This is a genomic window from Limihaloglobus sulfuriphilus (assembly GCF_001999965.1).
Lineage (GTDB): Bacteria > Planctomycetota > Phycisphaerae > Sedimentisphaerales > Sedimentisphaeraceae > Limihaloglobus > Limihaloglobus sulfuriphilus.
The window spans coordinates 640,230-660,288 of record NZ_CP019646.1; the positions used below are offsets into that span (position 1 = coordinate 640,230).

17 protein-coding genes are annotated in these 20,059 nt (G+C 47.4%); 11 read left to right on the plus strand and 6 right to left on the minus strand.

What is annotated here, in order from left to right; genetic code table 11:
- The first annotated feature begins 67 nt into the window (after window positions 1–67).
- From SMSP2_RS02480 to SMSP2_RS02505, 6 genes are all read left to right on the plus strand, one after another.
- Entirely contained in the window at window positions 68–616 is a 549-nt protein-coding gene (locus SMSP2_RS02480) for a flavin reductase family protein (protein WP_146682446.1), read from the plus strand.
- Between the two features lie 75 nt (window positions 617–691).
- Window positions 692–1,273 (plus strand): RNA 2',3'-cyclic phosphodiesterase, encoded by a 582-nt coding sequence (gene thpR, locus SMSP2_RS02485; protein WP_146682447.1) that lies wholly within the window; start codon window positions 692–694, stop codon window positions 1,271–1,273.
- Between the two features lie 180 nt (window positions 1,274–1,453).
- Window positions 1,454–2,512 carry a recombinase RecA gene (gene recA, locus SMSP2_RS02490; protein WP_146682448.1) on the plus strand — a complete coding sequence of 353 codons (1,059 nt, stop codon included), beginning with the start codon at window positions 1,454–1,456 and terminating at the stop codon, window positions 2,510–2,512.
- 147 nt (window positions 2,513–2,659) lie between these two features.
- The gene (locus SMSP2_RS02495) at window positions 2,660–3,367 is read left to right on the plus strand and encodes a response regulator (RefSeq protein WP_146682449.1); all 708 of its coding nucleotides are present in this window, start codon (window positions 2,660–2,662) and stop codon (window positions 3,365–3,367) included.
- A complete protein-coding gene (locus SMSP2_RS02500; RefSeq protein ID WP_146682450.1) occupies window positions 3,364–5,139 on the plus strand; it encodes an ATP-binding protein in 1,776 nt (591 codons plus the stop codon). The genes SMSP2_RS02495 and SMSP2_RS02500 overlap by 4 nt, the downstream gene beginning before the upstream one ends.
- A 1,100-nt stretch (window positions 5,140–6,239) precedes the next feature.
- On the plus strand, window positions 6,240–9,041 hold the full coding sequence (locus SMSP2_RS02505) for a dockerin type I repeat-containing protein (protein ID WP_146682451.1): 2,802 nt from the start codon (window positions 6,240–6,242) through the stop codon (window positions 9,039–9,041).
- Window positions 9,042–9,373: 332 nt separating this feature from the next.
- On the opposite strand, the gene SMSP2_RS02510 is transcribed toward SMSP2_RS02505, so the two are convergent.
- A complete protein-coding gene (locus SMSP2_RS02510; protein ID WP_146682452.1) occupies window positions 9,374–9,913 on the minus strand; it encodes a peptidoglycan recognition protein family protein in 540 nt (179 codons plus the stop codon).
- A gap of 304 nt (window positions 9,914–10,217) precedes the next feature.
- On the opposite strand from SMSP2_RS02510, the gene coaD reads away from it, so the two are divergent.
- From coaD to thiC, 5 genes are all read left to right on the plus strand, one after another.
- Window positions 10,218–10,721: a pantetheine-phosphate adenylyltransferase gene (gene coaD, locus SMSP2_RS02515; RefSeq protein ID WP_146682453.1), complete on the plus strand. Its 504-nt coding sequence runs from the start codon at window positions 10,218–10,220 to the stop codon at window positions 10,719–10,721.
- Window positions 10,718–11,092: a 6-pyruvoyl trahydropterin synthase family protein gene (locus SMSP2_RS02520; protein ID WP_146682454.1), complete on the plus strand. Its 375-nt coding sequence runs from the start codon at window positions 10,718–10,720 to the stop codon at window positions 11,090–11,092. Before coaD ends, SMSP2_RS02520 begins: the two co-directional genes overlap by 4 nt.
- Before the next feature lie 95 nt (window positions 11,093–11,187).
- On the plus strand, window positions 11,188–11,712 hold the full coding sequence (locus tag SMSP2_RS02525) for a UvrB/UvrC motif-containing protein (RefSeq protein ID WP_237048857.1): 525 nt from the start codon (window positions 11,188–11,190) through the stop codon (window positions 11,710–11,712).
- Window positions 11,703–12,755: an ATP--guanido phosphotransferase gene (locus SMSP2_RS02530; RefSeq protein ID WP_146682456.1), complete on the plus strand. Its 1,053-nt coding sequence runs from the start codon at window positions 11,703–11,705 to the stop codon at window positions 12,753–12,755. The genes SMSP2_RS02525 and SMSP2_RS02530 overlap by 10 nt, the downstream gene beginning before the upstream one ends.
- 303 nt (window positions 12,756–13,058) lie before the next feature.
- Window positions 13,059–14,375, plus strand: coding sequence for a phosphomethylpyrimidine synthase ThiC (gene thiC, locus SMSP2_RS02535; protein WP_146682457.1), 1,317 nt, complete (start codon window positions 13,059–13,061; stop codon window positions 14,373–14,375).
- 3 nt (window positions 14,376–14,378) lie between these two features.
- On the opposite strand, the gene SMSP2_RS02540 is transcribed toward thiC, so the two are convergent.
- The 5 genes from SMSP2_RS02540 to SMSP2_RS02560 form a co-directional block, all read right to left on the minus strand.
- Window positions 14,379–15,347, minus strand: coding sequence for an aldo/keto reductase (locus SMSP2_RS02540; protein WP_146682458.1), 969 nt, complete (start codon window positions 15,345–15,347; stop codon window positions 14,379–14,381).
- A gap of 151 nt (window positions 15,348–15,498) precedes the next feature.
- On the minus strand, window positions 15,499–16,731 hold the full coding sequence (locus SMSP2_RS02545) for a mannitol dehydrogenase family protein (protein ID WP_146682459.1): 1,233 nt from the start codon (window positions 16,729–16,731) through the stop codon (window positions 15,499–15,501).
- A gap of 10 nt (window positions 16,732–16,741) precedes the next feature.
- Window positions 16,742–17,782, minus strand: a complete 1,041-nt coding sequence (locus SMSP2_RS02550) for an aldose 1-epimerase family protein (protein WP_146682460.1) — start codon at window positions 17,780–17,782, stop codon at window positions 16,742–16,744.
- Window positions 17,783–17,822: 40 nt separating this feature from the next.
- Window positions 17,823–19,019, minus strand: a complete 1,197-nt coding sequence (locus SMSP2_RS02555; RefSeq protein WP_146682461.1) for a carbohydrate kinase family protein — start codon at window positions 19,017–19,019, stop codon at window positions 17,823–17,825.
- A 9-nt stretch (window positions 19,020–19,028) separates the two neighbouring features.
- Window positions 19,029–19,979, minus strand: coding sequence for a hypothetical protein (locus SMSP2_RS02560; protein ID WP_146682462.1), 951 nt, complete (start codon window positions 19,977–19,979; stop codon window positions 19,029–19,031).
- Window positions 19,980–20,059: the final 80 nt, after the last annotated feature.

Sequence of the window (20,059 nt, forward strand, 5' to 3'; positions counted from 1 at the left end):
GTTGTAAAATAGTCAGTGTTATATTTACAGTAACTTTAGAGGTTAAGGCAATATCAGAGGTGCGAAAATGTTTAAAAATGTTGAAGGTCCCGAAGCTATAAGATTTCTTTCAACCAAGCCAACCATGATAATCACAACGCTGCATGAAAACGCAAAAGTCAATGCAGGGGTATTCGGGGCATACACCAATCTTTCCCGCCAACATGTGGGCATAGCCGTTTACACAGAATCAGATACAAACCGTAACATACTCAGAGACAAGGAGTTTACAATTAACATACCTTCTGCTGATCTGGTAAAGAAGATAAAAATACTTGCTGAAAACCTGCCGCCGGGCATAAGTGAGGTCGAAAAGGCCGGCTTAACATTGAAAGATCCGCTGACAAATAAAGTTCCTTCAATAGCAGAATGTGCCGCGGCAGTCGAATGCAGGCTCGACAAGGTTGTGCCGGTTAGTTCGCATGATTTTTTCATCGGCGAAGTAACAGGAGGGTGGATTAAACAGGACTTCGTAACTGATAAGGGCCGCTTAGATGTGTTTAAGAGCAGGGTTTTTAAGGATTTCTGTTATCCCGAACCATATTATGTTCTGGCTGGTGAAATAATAGAAGGCTGAGTCCCCGGCACGGCTCTGAGTTGTTGCGGAGCGGTAAATGCCGTTAAATAAAACAGTTAAACGGTGCATAGGGTTATGAGCGATAAGTATAGATTGTTCACGGCGGTTGAGATTGACAGCTCGTGCAGGAAACGGCTCGAATCGGCAGTCCGTCAATTAAAACAAACCGGTCTGTTTGGAAGTCATTCCGTAAAATGGGTTGAGCCGGAGAATATGCACATAACGCTGAATTTCCTTGGAGATACCGATGAGTCAGAGATTCTTCAGATATGCAGGTGCATGGACCAGGCCGCTCAAACTACTCCTGTTTTTGATTTAGGCCTTGCCGGTCTGGGGCAGTTTGGCAGGGGCCGCGTAGTTTTTGCTGACGTTGTTACCGGCGGGGAGGAATTTGGTGAATTAAGCCGAAAATTGACCAAAAAGTTTACTGCAATGGGGTTTTCTCCGCCGCAAAAACAGTATAAAGGGCACTTAACTATCTGCCGCGCGAAAAAAAATCCTCTAAAAAAACCGGCTTTAAATATACTTGAAGGGTTTCGAAATAAGAATTTTGGTTTATTTTCGGTTTTTTTGCTAAATCTTTACTCAAGCCGCTTGACATCTGCCGCTCCGGTATATACACTTATGCACAGCAGTCGGCTTTCCGGAGCGAAATAGAGCTTACTGGAAATCTCATTACGAATTTCCCGGCGGTCTCTTCCTTGCAGACAGACGTGTCGGCTGGCAGTAGGCTTTTTTTTGCCAGGGCTGTTTTACCCAAGCACCTTACCCAAGCGCAGTCCTGGCGAGAAAGCCTTTAATTAAAACAAATTATTATTTAAATAAGAGGGTTTAATTATGGCAAAGAAAACAGCCAGGAAGAAAACCAAAGACACAGACGCAGCCCAGGATGCATCCGCAGCACAGAATCCCGCACTTGAGCGTGCGCTTGCTCAGATAGAGAAGCAGTACGGTGCCGGTTCTATTATGACACTTGACGGCAAAAGCAAGATGGTTATAGAGGGTATTTCAACAGGCACATTGTCTCTTGATCTGGCTTTAGGCGGCAGTGGAATGCCCAAAGGCCGTATTGTGGAGATCTTTGGGCCGGAGTCTTCCGGTAAAACCACATTGGCCCTGCATACTGTGGCAAGCTCTCAGGCCGGAGGCGGTGTGGCTGCCTTTATTGACGCCGAGCATGCGCTTGATACAACCTGGGCAAAAAAACTTGGCGTTGATGTCAGCGGCCTTCTTATAAGCCAGCCGGACACCGGCGAGCAGGCTCTCGACATCGCCGAGATGCTTGTAAAATCCAACGCTGTGGATGTTATCGTGATCGATTCGGTTGCCGCGTTGATTCCCCAGGCGGAGATGAACGGGGAAATCGGCGACTCACATGTAGGCTTGCAGGCACGTTTGATGAGCCAGGCCATGAGGAAGCTCACCGGTGCAATAAGCAAAAGTAAAACCTGTTTGATATTCATCAACCAGATTCGAATGAAAATCGGCGTGATGTTTGGTAATCCTGAAACGACGCCCGGAGGAAACGCGCTTAAGTTTTACAGTTCGGTGCGTGTTGATGTCCGCAGGGTAACAACTCTTAAGGATTCTTCCGGCAATGCCGTTGGTAACCATGTCCGGGCGCGTGTTGTCAAGAATAAGTGTGCTGCGCCGTTCCAGACAGCTGAATTTGATATCATGTTTGATGAGGGAATCAGCAGGATTGGAGACCTGGTAGATCTGGCGACTAATCTGGATATAATATCAAAAAGCGGGGCATGGTACAACTACGGCGAGATCAAACTCGGACAAGGCAGGGATAAAGCCGTAGCCCTTCTAAAAGACAATCCGGAGCTTGAAGCCGAAGTAAAACACAAAGTACTTGAATCCAAAGGGCTGATCAAGAAAGAAGAATAGGCTGTTTTAACTGCGGGTTCAATATTTAGTCTTAGCTGATTACAGAAACCTGTAATAATGCAGTAATTTCGGTTTTAACATTTAACTAACGATTTACTAATAAAAAACTAACACTAAATTCCGAAATCCTGTTATAATGCTGACATTATGACAAAAATAAGGATACTTACAGTTGAGGACGAGCCGGATGTTTTGGAGCTGCTTAGCTACAACCTTGAGCAGGCTGATTACGAAGTAATACCGGCCGTAAATGGTCTCGAGGCCATTGAAAAGGCAGTTTCTGAGCTTCCGGATCTCATACTGCTGGATTTAATGCTGCCGGTGCTTGACGGTTTTGAGGTGTGCAAGGTTGTAAGGGCGCGGCCTGAGACAAAGGATACCCGTATTATCATGCTTACAGCCAGAAGCCAGGAAGAGGACATTGTCAAAGGGCTTGAATTAGGCGCTGATGATTATATCACAAAGCCATTCAGCCCCAAAGTTCTGCTGGCCCGTATAAGTTCCGTTTTAAGAAGAAGCTCACGAGATAAACCGCAGGTACAGACTCAAAATGAAAACCTGCTTACAAGCGGGCGGATAGCTATAGACACCCTTCGGCACAAGGTTACCTCCTGCGGTGAAACAGTCGAGCTGACTTCTTCCGAATTCAAACTCCTCAAATTCCTTATGACCCATCCGGGCTGGGTATTTACCAGATACCAGATTGTGGACGCGGTACATGGAGAGGATTACCCCGTAACCGACAGGTCTGTAGATGTTATGATAGTCGGTTTGCGAAAAAAACTCGGCGATGAGGGCGAAGCGATTGAGACCGTTCGCGGCGTAGGCTACAGGTTTCGGGAGTCGTTGTCATGAGACGGCTCTTCTGGAACCTGAGCATACCGTTTACGGTTTTAATTCTCAGTGCGATAATACTTTCATCGTTAATCTCGGCATCTGCTTACAGACGTTTTTATTTTGATGATTTAAAAACCAACTTAGAGACGCGGCTGCGGCTGATTGAGCCGCGTATATCCGCTCAGGCTTTGAATGACTTTAAGACTCTGGGCACCTTAAGCAAAGAGATATCAGACAATACGTCAATGCGTATTACAATTATCGGCCCGCATGGAAAAGTCATAGCCGATTCCGACAGTAACCCTGCCGGCATGGACAACCATTTGAACCGCGGAGAGGTTTTGTCTGCCCTCAAGAGCGGAACCGGCTTTGAGACACGTTACAGCGAGACACTTAGAGAAAAGATGCTTTACGCTGCGATTGCTGTTTATGCGGAAGGTGATTCTCAGCTTAGTTATATTCTAAGGGCATCAAAGGGTGTTAATGCTATTAACGCGGCGTATAGTGACACTTTCAAGAGTATCCTAAAAATTATTTTTGCAATAACTATAATTTCTGCCGCTGTATGTTTTTATATTTCCAGACGAATTGCAAGACCGCTGGAAACGCTAAAGACCGGAGCTCAGCATTATGCTGATGGAAATTTTGATTTTAAACTGTGTTCTTCCAGCACCGAAGAAATAGCATCTCTTGCCGTGAGCATGAACAATATGGCGGCGGAAATCAAAAAACGCATTGCACAGATTACCGACCAGAAAGACCAGCAGGCAGCAATACTTAGCGATATGTCCGAAGGCGTATTGGCAATCGATGCCGATTACAAAATACTCCTGGCAAACTCCTCCGCGTGCAGGCTTTTAGGCCTCAAAGGTGACGTAAGAGGGCGGCTCCTCCACGATACTGTACGGCTGCCGGCGATGCTTGAGTATGTTGACAGTGTCTTTGAGCAGGGGGCCCAGAGCTCGCGTCAGATCAGAATCGGTACATCTGAGAGCCTTAGGTTCATCAATCTCAGCGCTTCTGCGATCGACACAGCCGACAGGATTCACAAAGTGGTCATAGTGCTTAATGATATTACAGAAATGCAGAAACTTCAGGAAATGCGCAAAGACTTTGTCGCCAACGTTTCGCATGAACTCAAAACCCCGATAACCTCCATAAAAGGCTTCGTCGAGACTCTCCTTGACGGGGCGATAGACGATGCTCAAAAATCCAGGCATTTTCTTGGAATCATTCGCAGCCAGACTGACCGGCTTGACGCTATAATAAACGATCTTCTGACATTATCGAGACTTGAAAGGGCCTTTGAAGAGAGGCTTATACACCTTTGCGAGGAAGATGTAAGCTCTGTGATAAAATCCTCCGTAGAAATCTGCCAATATAAGGCCCAGGCAAAGGACATAGCAATATCAATCGACTGCCCGGAATTTCTTAACGCCCGCCTGAATCGCACTTTGTTTGAACAGGCTCTTGCCAACCTGATCGATAACGCGGTAAAATACAGCCCGAACGGCAGCAGTGTTACAGTCTCGGCGGAGAAAGACAACGGTAAAATAAATATTGCCGTAAAAGACAACGGCCCCGGCATTGCTCCTGAACACTTGGCAAGACTTTTCGAGCGGTTCTACCGCGTAGATAAGGCACGCTCCAGAGACCGCGGCGGCACGGGACTGGGACTCTCAATAGTAAAACATATCGCCGCGGCACACAGCGGCAGTGTTTCCGTTGACTCACAACCAGGCAGCGGCAGCACCTTTATTATCTCCATTCCAGACAAACCGCTGCTTTAATCCACCACAGAGGGCATAATTGATGATTTTTTACCATGAAGAAATTGAAGGTAATGAAGAAGATTCACAAGTTGAACAAAAATCCTGTTATTCCTGTAATCCTGTCAGAATTTCTTATGCCTGATGCCTTTTGCTAATGCCTGATTCCGGTTTTCTGTGGCTCAAATACTTTTAATCCACCACAGAGGACACGGAGGGCACGGAGAGCATAAATGATTATTATTTACCATGAAGGCATTGAAGGCAATGAAGAAGATTCACAAGTTGAACAAAAATCCTGTTATTCCTGTAATCCTGTCAGAATTTCTTATGCCTATTGCCTAATGCCTGATTAAGGTTTTCTGTGGCTCAAATGCTTTAATCCACCACGGAGGGCACGGAGAATATAATTGATTATTATTTACCATGAAGGTAATGAAGAATTTATTTACTTTATTAGACAAGATTTACAAGATTATTACAATCAAATAAAATCCTGTTATTCCTGTAATCCTGTCAGAATTTCTTATGCCTTATGCCTTATGCCTAATGCCTGATTAAGGTTTTCTGTGGCTCAAATGCTTTTAATCCACCACAGAGTACACGGAGGGCACGGAGAGCATAATTGATTATTATTTACCATGCAGGCAATGAAGAATTTATTTACTTTATTAGACATGATTTACAAGATTAACAGGATAATTGAGAATGAGGAATTAGGAATTAAGAATTTGGCGGAATCGGCTTTGCCGATAATGCGTGGGGCGAGCCTCCAGCTTGTCAATAAAACAGCATGAGTCCGCCTCGGCGGACGATTTAACAATTCTGTGTGCGACATTTTTCTTTGGAGTGCGGTGGCAAGCGGCAGCGCGACACCGCTTTAAAGACGCTGCTCTAACGAAAACACCGCTGAAACTATAACATAACGCTCAAATAATAAAAAGCGGCGCCGCCTCGCTGCGCTCGTTGTCGCACGCACTCCAAAGCACCCCACATAAAAATGTCACACACACAATTCGTAATTCTCAATTATTCCCCTTGACAATACCCCTAAATCCGCTATTGTATATCTGTAAATACAAACAAATGAATAAGGTATAGAAATTTTAAGGTGGGCTATTATGTCAAATCGAACAGCGTTCTCAACTCTTTGCATAGCTTTAGCGCTTATCTTTGCATTCTCATCGAACCTGCTTGCATTCGCAGGCGGCGACGGCACACCCGAAAATCCCTGGCAGGTCTCTACCGTACAGGACATTTTAGATGTAAACAATGACCTGAATGCATGTTATACCCTGACCAACAATATAGATTTTAATGACGCGGTTTATGAGGATTATGTGATTGGTGCTTTCTACGGCTCTTTCGACGGCAACGGGTTTACCGTAATGAACCTGGCACTGCAATCTTCCGCTTATAATTCAGGATTTTTCAGGTATATTTATCCAGAGGGAACCGTTAAAAATTTATTTATTTGTAACTTTCATGTAACAGGCCACATTTATGCAGGAGTTTTGACTGCATGGAACGGTGGTTTAATAGAGAACTGTCATTCAGTTAGTGCTGACATAAAAGGCTTATACAGCGCAGCAGCTTTGGCTGGCCGCAACGGAGGGATTCTCAGAGATAGTTCTGCGGATGGTGATCTTTACGCAGCAGGAGGTTTACGTGAATTCGGCAGCTCAACCGGTGCTGCGGATTCTGGAATGCTTGTTGGAGTTAACAACGGAACAATAGAAAACTGTAATTCGTCGGGCTTGATACACCCTTACCCGGATGACCCTTCTCCTACCCACATACCTTTAGGATTCGGCGGTTTAGTTGGATTTAATGATGGCGGTATCATACAAAACTGCTACTCAACAGCGTCATTGACAGATGTTTCTGGCGGCGGCCTTGTAGGGTGTAACAGCGACAATCATTTGGGGATTAGAGGACATGGAATCATCTTAGACTCATACGCATCCGGGAATTTAGATAGAAGCGGAGGCGGGATCGCCGGTAACAACTCTGGCTACATTTCCGGATGCTATTCTGTCTGCACCATAACCGGCAGCGGAGGGGGTGTGGTTTCTTATAATAATGGATATGTTACGCAATGTTATTCCGGGGTAAACACCTTGGAAAGCGGCGGCGGCTTTGTCAGTTTAAACGGTACAGACGGGGTGATAACAGACTGTTATTCGTTAACAAATGTTACCGGTGCGGGCGGCGGTTTTGCCCGTGAAAACGGGGGGTTAATCCTGGGCTGTCTTGCAAGGGGAGATGTTACAAGCTCTGAAGATTATGTTGGGGGTTTTGTGGGGCGAAATAGATATGGAGAGACAATTTATGGAGGGACAATTATCGACTGTTTCGCAACAGGAAATGTTACCGGCAATGAATACGTAGGCGGTTTCGCCGGCGAAAACTACTCGGGCAGAATTGAAAACTGCTTTTCTGCAGGCATGGTAACCGGCAGCGGCAGGGTTGGCGGACTGATCGGATATATAACCGGCGGAATACAAAGAAACTGTTTCTGGGATAAAGATACCGCTCAACAGCCGGTCGGATATAACCACGACATGGTTGGATCGACGCTCATAGATAACGTAGCCGGCAAAACAACAGAACAGATGAAAAATGAAGAAATATTTCTTGAAGCCGGCTGGGACCTAAACGGCGAAGATGCCAACGGAATTCAGGACACGTGGTATTGCAGTGAGGGCCAATACCCCTTGCTGACCCGTCTCAGACCGGACCATGCCCCGTTAGAGCTCCAAGGCTGCGGCACAGGAGAATCTCCATACATGATCAGCAGCGGGCGTGAGCTGCTATCCATTAGTCGGGATATATTCGCCCATTACGAGCTGACCGGCAACATTTATCTGGCTAATACAGAATTTGTTTATTCACCCTTCCCGTATTTTTACGGCTCCCTGAACGGACAGGGGCATTTCATAGAAAACCTGCATATCAGCGCGGAAGATTTTGCCTATATCGGTCTTTTCGGCAGGATTATGCCCTTGGTTTCTATAAGGAACTTGGGATTAAAGAACGCGACTGTTTCCGGTTTGGACGTTGTGGGCATACTGGCAGGAGACATCATTTTAGATAGAGACACAACCGGTGTGGGTAATGACAAACCTGTACTTATTAATAACTGCTTTTCAACAGGGTCTGTAACCGGAAGCCAATCTGTCGGCGGCCTGATTGGCCTGGTGAATAACAGTGCCTGTAATATAATAAACTGCTATTCAACAGCTTCAGTAGTCGGTGATTCATCTGCCGGCGGCCTTATAGCGGGTAATGCGGGAATTGTATCAAACTGCTATGCTTCCGGTAATGTAAACGCAACTGACTATGCGGGCGGATTTGTCTCCCAAAATTTCTACGGCAGTATTGAGAACTGCTATGCAGCAGGGGATGTACACTCACTACAATATTCTGGCGGGTTTGTCTCAGTAAACGATTCAGACGCTATTGTGTCAAATTCTTACGCGACAGGTATCGTAACTGCAGAGTCTTACGCCGGCGGTTTCGCCGGAAGAGACCGCAGTAGTGAACTGATAATGAACTGCTTTTGGGATATAGATGCATCCGGCATGGAAGCAAGTGAAGCTGGGACCGGAAAAACCACCGCCCAGATGCAGGATATAAACACCTTTTTAAATGCCGGCTGGGATTATGTTAATGAATCCGAAAACGGCAATATGGAGATATGGTATCAGACACTTGGCGGTTACCCTGTGTTGTACTGGCAGGCCGCGGCGGGAGATATCAACTGCGACGGTGTTGTTGATCTGGCAGATTTCACCCGGATGGTCGATTACTGGCTGCTGGCGAATGATGATATGGCAGAGGGTTACCGGCTGCTGGGCGATATAAACCATGACGGCAGTGTTGACCTGGCGGACTTCGCGGCGGCTCTCTGGCAGCTTTAACAACCGGATTTCAAATCCACTCATGCCTGTAAAGTCTTTGTCTAAACAAGTTACCCCCCGGTAGAGACACATTGCATGCGTCTCTCAATAATGTGTGCGTGTCTCAATATTGCATGCGTCTCTCAACAATTTGGAGAAAATATGGAACGAGCCTATATTTAATCATCAGGGCCATCACTGGACAGAGCGTCATATAACCTGGCTGCGTGGTATAAAGTTCGAAGAGCCGGCCGGGTTCATATGGTTTACAGCAACCCGGTATGACGTAAGAAAACAGGCTCAGCCGCAGAAAATGATAAAAGACCGTTTACACAGTTAAATGAACAGAGCCTTTAATTCCAGCCTTGCGGGTAGGAGACATTTACCTTGGGAATCCCGTACTCTTTACAAAGCGTTTCCACAAGGTCTTCTGCGCGTTTGATTTGTGTGTCAGATGGAAGAGCCCTGATAGGGTGGCCGATTACACATATTCTTATAGTTTTACGAGAGCCGTACCAGTTATCCCCCTGGAGGCATCTGTACTGGTTTCTCCATCGGTCACTGGTTTGTATCGCACCGTTTTTCTCGCCGTTGCAGATAACAAAGTGAAGGTTCGCGTCTTTTTCTGTCGAAGAATTGTTGAACATTGCCACAGTGCCCATATCTCCGGCAGATGTTCTTGAGTAGAATATTTCGACATATTCCCAGTCCGTTTTTGTTACAGAGGGATTTCTGGAAAGGGCATTCCTTACACTTGCAAGCTGTGTGTAACTTGTCAAGCTGTATTCGTGCATTCCCTGATGAGGTCTGGGGGTGTCAAAAATCAAGAGAACGGCACTGCCTACAGTCATAGCTGCTATAAAAGAAATAAATACTATTTGCCTTCTGTTCAATTGACCCAAGCTTTCAATCTGTTCCAGACAGTTAAATAAAGAGGTTTTACCTTACCTAAATCTTTATACCATCTATGACTATGGTCTTACAAGAGAAAAATAAAAAATTTTTTAAAAAAGTAGGAAAAAAGTCGAGAAAAAGCCAAAAAAATTAAAAAAGACATGAAATTTTGTACAAAACTGTCAAAATACTAATAAATAGATATTTTCGTGTACTCTGTTGTTTAATATGTGTTTTACAACGGGCATTCGAATTTACGGAATTATCGGCCTGTAGTCGATAGATATTTACAGTTGGATTAACATGAGTTACAAAAATCATATTAAGGCGGTCTTTCCAGGTTCATTTGATCCTATAACAAACGGCCATATTGACGTCGCCATGCGCGGATTAAAAATGTTTGACGAGCTGGTAATCTCGGTCGGCGATAACCAGGCAAAGTCAGAGCTTTTTTCCGCGGAGGAGCGGGTCGAAATGATACGGGAGATATTTGCCGGTCAGAGCCGCGTTTCTGTAGAGAGTTATTCGGGCTTGACAGTGGAATACGCCCGGCAGGCCGGGGCCACGGTAATGCTTAGAGGGCTGCGTAACCTGACCGATGTACAGTATGAATTTCAGCTTGCTATGACCAACCGTGCGGTAGCCGGCATCGAGACGGTATTTGTAATGACGAGTGAGCGTTACGGTTTTGTCAGCTCGACTATGATACGTGAAGTTGCTACGCTTGGCGGGGATGTTTCCGAGCTGATTCCAGAGCTTGTTTACTCCAGGCTCAAAGATAAAATCAATCCCGCAAGGAGGCAGTGACAGTGTATGAGGTTTTGATAGAATACGTTTTTCAGGCATCGCACGCGGTATGTATGCCGGCGGGGGGGCTGATGGAGGATATGCACAGCCACGAATGGAGGCTCAAGGCGGCGTTTGGGGCAGATAAACTTGACGAAAATGGTTTTGCGATTGAATTTTCTCAGGCTCAATCACTAATCAGGGATACTTTGAGTCCGTTAGAGGGTAAGGTTTTAAATAATATCCCTGTATTTGAGGGTGAAATTCCGACAACCGAGATTCTATCCCGTTATATTTACAGAAATTTAAAAAAAAGGTTGCAATCAGACCTGAAAATAAACTATATTGAACTTACAGAGGCTCCCGGCTGTACAGTAATATATAAAGAATAGAGCCGAAGCCGATATTTATGTTTTATATCGAAATGTTGTTTGTAATCCCTTGAGGATTACGGCTTTAATATTAATACTCAAGTGTGAGTTTGAAAATGAAATGTCAAAGCTGCCATAACAACCCTGCTGTGGTACATCTGGTAAAGATGGTTAACGGTTTAAAATCCGAGATGCATCTTTGTATAAAATGTGCCGCGAAATTTACTTCTCAGCTTGAGGAGTCGCTTGAACTTGATAAGGTTCTTGGCGAGCTTCTTGCACAGCTTGAGGAGAGCGAACCGTCACAGGAGTTATCCGAGGTCAAAGAGATAAGTGCAGACGAGATTGGCCTGCATTGCCCTGATTGCGGTATTGATGAGAGCAGTGTGAAAAATGACCTCCTTTTAGGCTGTGCCAGTGATTATTTTGTTTTCAGTCAGTTTATAGGCAAAAGCCTTGCACGCTTTCAGGATGGCAACACTTTTCATAAAGGTAAGATACCGCACAATCTTGATTCCAAGGTTGACCGCAAGCCTCTTATTATTTTCCTCAAACAGCAGCTTGTCAACGCTGTAGAGCTTGAAGAGTATGAGCTGGCCGCAGACTTAAGGGACAGGATTGATTCACTGACATGCAGCTAAACGAATTGAGTACAGGACCTTGCGGGTGGTTTGATCAGACGGATCAGAATTCGGGGATTGTGATATCCTCGCGTGTGCGCCTTGCCAGGAATATTAAAGGTTATAATTTCTCTTCCACTTTAAGCAGTGAAAGTTCGCTTGAGCTGTTGAATCAGCTTTATTGTGTGATAGACGAGAAAACCAATCATAATCTGTCATTCTTCCGCATAGACAATATGACTGAGCTTGAGGTTAATTTCCTTGTGGAGAGGAATCTCATAACCAGCGTAATGGCCTTTTCTTCGATGCCCAGAGGTGTTTTTCTCTCTGATAATGAGCTCACCAGCATTATGGTCAATGAAGAGGATCATCTACGTTTGCAGGCTTTCTCGCCCGGGTTTAATCTTAATGCCTGCTGGAAGCGGATTGACAGGCTTGATGATCTTATTGAGTCATCGGTAAAATACGCCTTTGACAGCAGGCTTGGCTATCTGACTGCGTGTCCTACAAATGTGGGAACCGGTTTGCGTATCTCGGTTATGCTGCATCTTGCCGGCCTGAAAATGACCGGAGAGCTGGAGAAGGTAAAAAAATCCGCCTCGGCCATGAAACTTGCTTTGCGGGGTCTCTGGGGTGAGGGCAGCGGAGCAATGGGAGATATGTACCAGGTTTCAAATGAGCTGACTCTGGGGATATCGGAGCAGGATTGTTTAAATGATTTCACAGAAAATATAATCCCTCAGATTGTTAAGTATGAAATGATAGCCCGCGAAGAGCTTCTCCGCCGTCCTGCGATACTGGATGACAAAATATTCAGGGCACTGGCTATACTCAAAAACGCCAGGATGATAAGCTCTGCTGAAGCGATGAGCCATCTTTGCCGGCTCAGGCTTGGGATTCTGCTTGGAAGGGTTACAGAGGTATCGCTGGAAAGAGTAAACGGTCTTTTCTTCTTTATTCTGCCTTCGCACCTGCAAATGAGTCTGGGCAAACAGCTTACCCGCGAAGAGAGGGATTATCTAAGGGCAAATCTCATTCGGGATATTCTTCGCGGCGGCGAGTGAGGCCGGGAGAATCGCCTTTAAGTGAGTCTTATATTAACCCGCATAAAAAATTTTCAATGCCGCCGGAATTATTAATTATTACATTCTCAGGGATTTTGATTGTAATATCTTTGGATATGATTAAAATAGCCTCTTAACGCTGGGGGTGGCCTTAGAGCCTGAGAAATACCCTTGGAACCTGATCAGAGCCGGTTTCGGTATAAACTGCGTAGGGAAGCGAGTTTAAACGAAATTAAAACGCTTCCGTTCATTATCGGGAGCGTTTTTTATTTTGATAGCTTACAATAACGGAGCTGAATTATCATGGCAACACAACTTGAAGCCGCCCGCAGGGGCGATACTAACGAAGTAATGCAATTCGTTGCAGACACAGAGAATATATCTATTGAAACCGTTCAAAAGGAGCTTGCCGCCGGCCGGCTGGTGATTCCCGCTAACAAGATGCACCTTGCGTGGAATCTTAAGCCAAAAGCCATTGGAAGGGCGGCCGCCATCAAGGTCAATGCTAATATCGGTATGAGCAGTGTCAGCTCGTCTCTTGACGATGAAGTCAAGAAGATGAAAACAGCTATTAGTTACGGCGCAGATGCTGTTATGGATTTGAGCACCGGAGGCGACCTCGATGAAACCCGCAAACGGCTGATAAGTGAATGTGAAGTTCCTTTTGGCACAGTGCCCATATACGAGGCGATACAGGGACGCGATGTTGACGATATAACACCTGCTGTAATAATGGAGATAATCGAACGCCAGGCCAAGCAGGGTGTTGACTTCTTCACGATACATGCCGGTCTGCTTCGTGAGCATCTGCCGCTGCTTGAGTCCAGGGTTTGCGGCATTGTCAGCCGCGGCGGAGCTCTGATGTCTAAATGGATGCTTTCGCATAACCGTCAGAATATTATGTATGAGTTATTCGACGATATCTGCGCGGTGATGCGTGATTATGATGTCTGTTTTTCACTTGGTGATGGGCTCAGACCCGGTTGCGGCGCTGACGCAACAGACGAGGCTCAAATCGCAGAACTCCGTACGCTTGGAGAACTTACACAGCGTTCGTGGGAAAACGGCTGCCAGGTTATGGTCGAGGGGCCCGGTCATGTGCCGTTCAACCAGATAGAAGAAAATATGCGGATTCAGGACGAGATATGCCAGGGCGCGCCGTTTTATGTTTTAGGCCCGCTGGTTACGGATATTGCCCCGGGTTATGACCATATAACTTCAGCGATAGGCGGTACAGCCGCCGGTTATTACGGCGCTTCATTCCTGTGCTATGTCACGCCGAGGGAACATCTTGGCCTGCCGGGCGATGATGATGTCCGGCAGGGTGTTATGGCTGCCAGAATCGCTGCACACGCCGCGGATGTCGCCAGAGGTTTCCCCGGAGCCGCTGACAGGGATCTGGCCATCAGCAAGGCAAGGGCCAATCTTGAATGGGACAAACAGATAGATTCATCCCTTGATCCGGTAACAGCCAGAAGAATGCACGAAGAGGCAGGCAAAGAAAGCCGAATGTCTGCCGAAGATGTTGATTACTGTACTATGTGCGGCCGCGACTGGTGCAGCGTGAGGATTAACCGTGAAATACGGGACACATTTTTCTCACGTGAAAAATCACAATAACCGCTAAGCTGTAAAGATCGGCTCACTTTCTGCCGCCAGGTCTGAAAGAATCTTCGTTTCCTGGGCAGATAGTTTGCCGGCTCTGGGCAGATTTGACACACACAGCCTGAACAGTGCTTCTTCTCCGGGCGGGATAGCTATATTTGCGCCCTGTTCCAGAGTCCAGCTAAGGGCAAGTCTGGCTTTTTCGGGGTCATCAAGCGGCATATACCAGCATTTTGGATATTTCTTTTTATCCTCATCGTTTTGCCATTTCTGCCAGGCCATTGTTTTGAGTGCTATGATACCCATGCCGCGTTTTTTTGCCTCAGCAAGAGCTGCTTCCTCGTGGCGGCTGTTAAAATGCGTGCAGAAATTCACGGGGTACATGATCGTGTCGAAGTCGTACAGATCCATTGCGGCCAACGCGGCCTCGGGCGTATGCGCGGAAAAACCTACATATCGTATGATTCCGTTCTTTTTGGCCTCGAGTATTGTTTCCATTGCGCCGCCCTTAGCAAAAGAGGCTTTTACGTCTTTCTCTACATCAGTAATTCCGTGAAGCTGATAAACATCGAAATGGTCAGTCTGGAGTTTCTCCAGTGATTCATCAAGCAGTTTTTTTGTACCTTTGGCGTCTCTAAGATGTGATTTGCAAGCAAGATACACATCTTTTCTGTACGGTGCCAGCGCAGGGCCCAGCTTTTCTTCGGCATTGCCGTAAGAGGGGGCAACATCAAAGTAATTGATGCCCTTTTCTATTGCGAATTTTACTGCATTCGCGGCTGTCTCAGGTTCGGCATTCATAACAACAATGCCGCCGAAGCCTATCCTGGAAACGTTAAGGTCTGTTTTGCCGAGTTTTACCATACTGGTTATCTCCTTTGCCGGTATATTTGCTTTTCTTGATGACATGGCCGAAATTTCGGAGCCTTTAAACATTACACCAGCTGTAACCGCTCCAGCGGTTTTAATAAAGTTTCTTCTTTTCATGATATGCCTCACGTTTTATTAGTTTAATTTAGTATAAACATACTATACAATTCATATAGCCTAAATCAAGCATAAAACATTTTCATTGCCCGCGTGGAAGTGCAAAATCATTTTACTACGCAGAATGAAGGTTTTTTTGTGAAAAATTATTTTACCATAGAACCATTTTAGCGTATTTATCCAGGTCATCTACCGGCTCGTCTTTCCAGAGCCACGCGAGGAGCTTGCTGATTTTATCAAGATTCAGCTCATCAGGAGAAAATCTCAATTCATCCGGCAGTTTGTTCTCATCCGGCGTGTTTAGCAGGTACTTCAGGCCCGCTTTTGCGCCGCGTGAGAGGTTGGCTGCCTTGATGCCGTACTGGTCGGCAAGGCGTATAGTGCCAAATATCCGGTCGCTGTAGCCGAGTTTGCGTACAGGGTCTCTGCCGGCGCGGGCGGCGGAATCACGCAGGAACGGATTTGTCATTCTTGCCAGCAGGTCATCAGCATAATCGGTATAGCCTGCCGGTGTAAACAGCGTGTCGCCAAGCGATTTGTATTTCTGGACCAATGCCCCGCCGGATTCATCTATAAATGCCTTTCTGGCTATTTCCATCAGGTCCGGCCGGCTTCGCAGCTGATCCATCGTTTCAAGGCCCGCCTCCATTGCCAGATACCCCAGCATCGCATGTATGGCGTTGTGTCCGTAGAGCTTTGCCTCTTCAAACGGCAGCAGATCGTCTTTTTCCATGAAAACATCGATACCCGGAGTGAAACCATCGATACTCGCCTTTGTTACGAGTATCCGGTTGAACTCTTCGACAAGAAACGCCCGCATGAAACCCTCTGCGATGGTTGCAAGGCCTTCGGACTTTATCAGCGCCGGGTCATTTGTTACCTGGCTCATCTTGCCGATAACGGTGTTTAGGAATTTAACACGTGAGGTGTCAATGTCGGTATAGGCTCCGACTTTTTCGGTGAGTATCTCCGCGGCGTGGTTGTTGTTCTCCGCCGTGTAGATGATTGTTGCCTCTGCGGAGGAGTTTTTCAGCCCCGCGGCAATCAGCCGTGCTACGGAATTTTCGCCCATATCGTAGAAATTGACGCTCGGCAGTGAGGTCGCGATCTCGGTGGATACGCTCAAAGCCTCAACCAGCTTTTGCCTGTCCGCATCATCGCCGGGATTGTAGATTTCTATACCTTCGATTGTCATGGTATAGACCCTGTCGCTGCCTGCAACGTTTACTTTGTAGGTGCCGCCGGAAGCCCTCACCGCGTCAACGAGTGTCTGGTCTATCTCTGCTATGACTATCCTGTCAAAACGTCCGGTCTTGAATGCTTCTGCCGCGAAGAGCCCGCTCTGTATCGGCCCGAAGCCGAATCCTGTAAAGATGTGTTTCATAAATTTCCGTTTATTTTTCTGTTATGTCTATAACTAATTTGTAATTCCTTGTTTCGCCGGGTTCGAGCATTATCAGTTTGCCCTCTTCTCTGGCCTTTACCTGTCCTGTGGGGAAGTTTGTCGCCGGTTCCAGGCCGGTAACGTATTCGCCGCGTCCCCAGTGCTGCCAGTTCGCCAGGCAGGGCAGCTGTTTCGCATCGTATGTAATCATCGCTCCAAGAGAGAGCTTGTCGTTGAACAGACCTGTCCTGCAGAGCCCGTCATCATCCGGCGTTGAATCGATAAATCCGCACGCCTCGCCGCTGCCGCTGTGAGCGTCGATCGGGGCCGAGCACGTCCGGTAGTCGTTGTTTTCGTTGAATACGGCATCGTCGAAATCCATGCCGCGGGATCTGCACTTGCCCTTGTAGAGTATTTGTGTTCCCTGGTCAACCAGCGGCCAGCCGAAATTGCAGTGATACAGCAGCATGTGCGGCGAGGAGCTGTTGCCGCGGTTGATGACCCTGTCGGTTATAACTATCTGCGGCTTAAGCAGTTTGCATGATATCGTCCGCTGCATCTCGAGATTTGGTCCGAAAACCCGTGCTTCGCGGACTATCCCGCTGATACTCATCTGCGGCTCAGCGTCGGTTAGCTCGGGCTGAATGATGCTTGTTACCTCGGCGGCACTGTTGCTGTATTTCCCGTGCAGGCCGCGTTGTCCGCTCTCATCTTCGTCCGGTGCGCCGGCATGGCTTAGCCCGCAGGTTGTAACCAGTCCTCCGGGGAAAGTCGAGAGCCAGTTTAGCCCGCGGTCACTGTCGGGCCGCGGCGCCGCAGTGCCGACAAAGCTGAGCCATGAGAGGCTGTATTTGCCGTAGAAAGCCTCAACAATATCCAGCCCGCGGTCAATGCTGACCTTAAACCGAAGCCCCGAGCCGGTATTTACCCATGCAACGCGGCTGCCGCGTCCCGGGCCGTTGTCAACGACATATGTCTCAATGCCGCCGAGCTGGTTGTGATTTATTATCCTGTCCTTATAGTCCATGGTTTTTATCCTTTCATTAAGCATTCGAAGAAAAACCGTTCAGCGTGGTCTAAGCCGCGGCGGGTTATGACGTTTTTCTGCTGTCCCGCGGGCCGTGCCACATGTTTGTTTTTTCATCGAACTGCCAACCGTTTTCATTTATGCAAACCTTATTGAATTCAAGCTCCGTGTCTCTTGCCATCTTGATTGTCGTTTGCCAATCTTTTATTCCGCTTAGCGTGTCCATCGACCTTATGTTCTGGTATGCCAGTATGTTAGCTGTCCGCAGCGTGTCAACCGGTTCGAGTCCGTAGAGTATCGCTGTTAGAAAGCCGCCTATCGTTGAATCGCCGGCGCCGGTTGCCGAGGCGAATTCTTCTTTTGGGCAGAAGTACGACGGGCACCATATCTGCCGCGACTGCCACGCCGCGGAGTCTATGCCCTTAATCTTGATTTTGTCTGCCGTCTGGAGGTAATAGCCGTCAATACCTTTTTTGACCGCGGCGATACTTACGCCCATATCAATCAGAGTTCCGGTGAGATACTCGCAGTCCGCGGCGCTGTATGCCAGAACCGGATCGGAGTCGCCCGCATCTTTTTTTCGCTGGTAAAACAGCTCCTTGTCCAGCATGAACGCCGTTTCCTCCACGCTTGGCAGGAATATATCGACATACGGCAGGGTGTTTTTGAGCATCTCACGCCAGTCGATACGCCCTGAATCACTGTCCGGGTCGGGCAGAGTCATATCAAGGCTTGTAATCACGCCGCAGTCTTTGGCTTTCTTGAACATTTTCGCCGTCTGGCTGCCGCCGTCTTGGTACATGCGTTTCATCAGCGGCGGATAACCAAAATGGAAAAGCCAGCAGTCTTTGAGTGCGTCATAGTCGATATCATCGAGCGTAAACGTGTCGTTAGTAGCCGGATTATGCAGAAACATCCTGTCCAGGCCGGGAGGTGCGATCACTATCGAGTATGAGCTGCTCTGTCCGGGCACAATGCTGAACGATTTTGAACGGTCTCTGCCGACTATATCCTGGATCATTGAGCCGAAGGCATCATCTCCGATTTTGCCGTTGAGTTTTACGTCAAGCCCGAGCTTTGCCATCGTAAGGCCGGTGTTTGAGACTGCTCCGCCGGTGCCTATGACCGCCTCGCCGACATTTATCAGCTTGCCCGGGGCGAATATATCATTGAAACCGCCGCTGAGCGAGTCCGGAAACTTCGGGGTTATGTCCAGGCATATATGCCCGGCGACCATTACACTTTTGTTCTTTTCAGTCATACTAACGGGTTATCCTTTGAACAGTCCCTGAAGTATCGGCTCTCTTACAATCATGCTGCCGCGTCTGAACCAGTCGGTTGTCATGTCGGCGCTGCCCTTGGGCGGAACGAGTGAGCCGGCGTATTTGGGGTCAACCGGCGGCTTGGCGATCACCAGATCAAGCGGCACCGCAGAGTTCTCGTTCACTACAGCCAGATGCTCATTGTCCGGGTGAGAGTTGCACCAGCCGTGAGCGCAGGGGCCGAAATCCGTTGTTGCTACATAGAGTTTTTCACCCTTTTGCAGGGCAACCGGAACGAGGCCGTCAAATTCATCTTTTATCAGCTCGGGCATCTGGAGCTCTCTGGCGAGTTTTTCGCCGCGTTGGCGGGCCGCTTTGAGGTACGGCCGCGATGCGTTCACCGGATGCTCAAACGCTTTGGGAGATATAAACGTACACAGCCGGCTCTTGTTGTGGTCGCTGAGCATCGTGAAATCTTCAAACTTGCCCGGAATCATGTCAATGTATCCCTTTTCCTGCCAGAGGCTTGTGAAAGTTCTGGAGGGGTCTTCTATCATGACGTATGTCCAGTCGCCTTTCCATGTTTCGTTTGGCGGCTCAAAACCGCTCAAAACCGCGTGCGCGTCGATGGTGCCCGCCGGCACGTTGTCGCCGCCGCTGTACACCTGCGGATCAAATACGAAAACGTTGTTATGCCCGTGCATCGGCAGCAGCGGGGTTACCAGGCCCTTGTTGCAGACCGCATCGTTTATGCCGACATAAATCGCCAGGGCGGTTTCGGCAACCTCCGGGATAAGATGCGCCAGCTCAAGCGAATTGATATCTTCATCAGGTGCCAGATAATGGCCGCAGTCTTTCATTAAGCCGTAAGAATTGACAAGAAAATCCCGGTACTCTTCTTCAGTGCATGAGGAACGCTCGATAACTTTCATTGAACGTTTTATGATTGTTTCTTCCATAGTGTTTTCCTTTACAAAACAATTTGTTTCCAATCTTCATACATAGTAGGCGGCAACAGCCAATTGTCAACTGTTTTTGA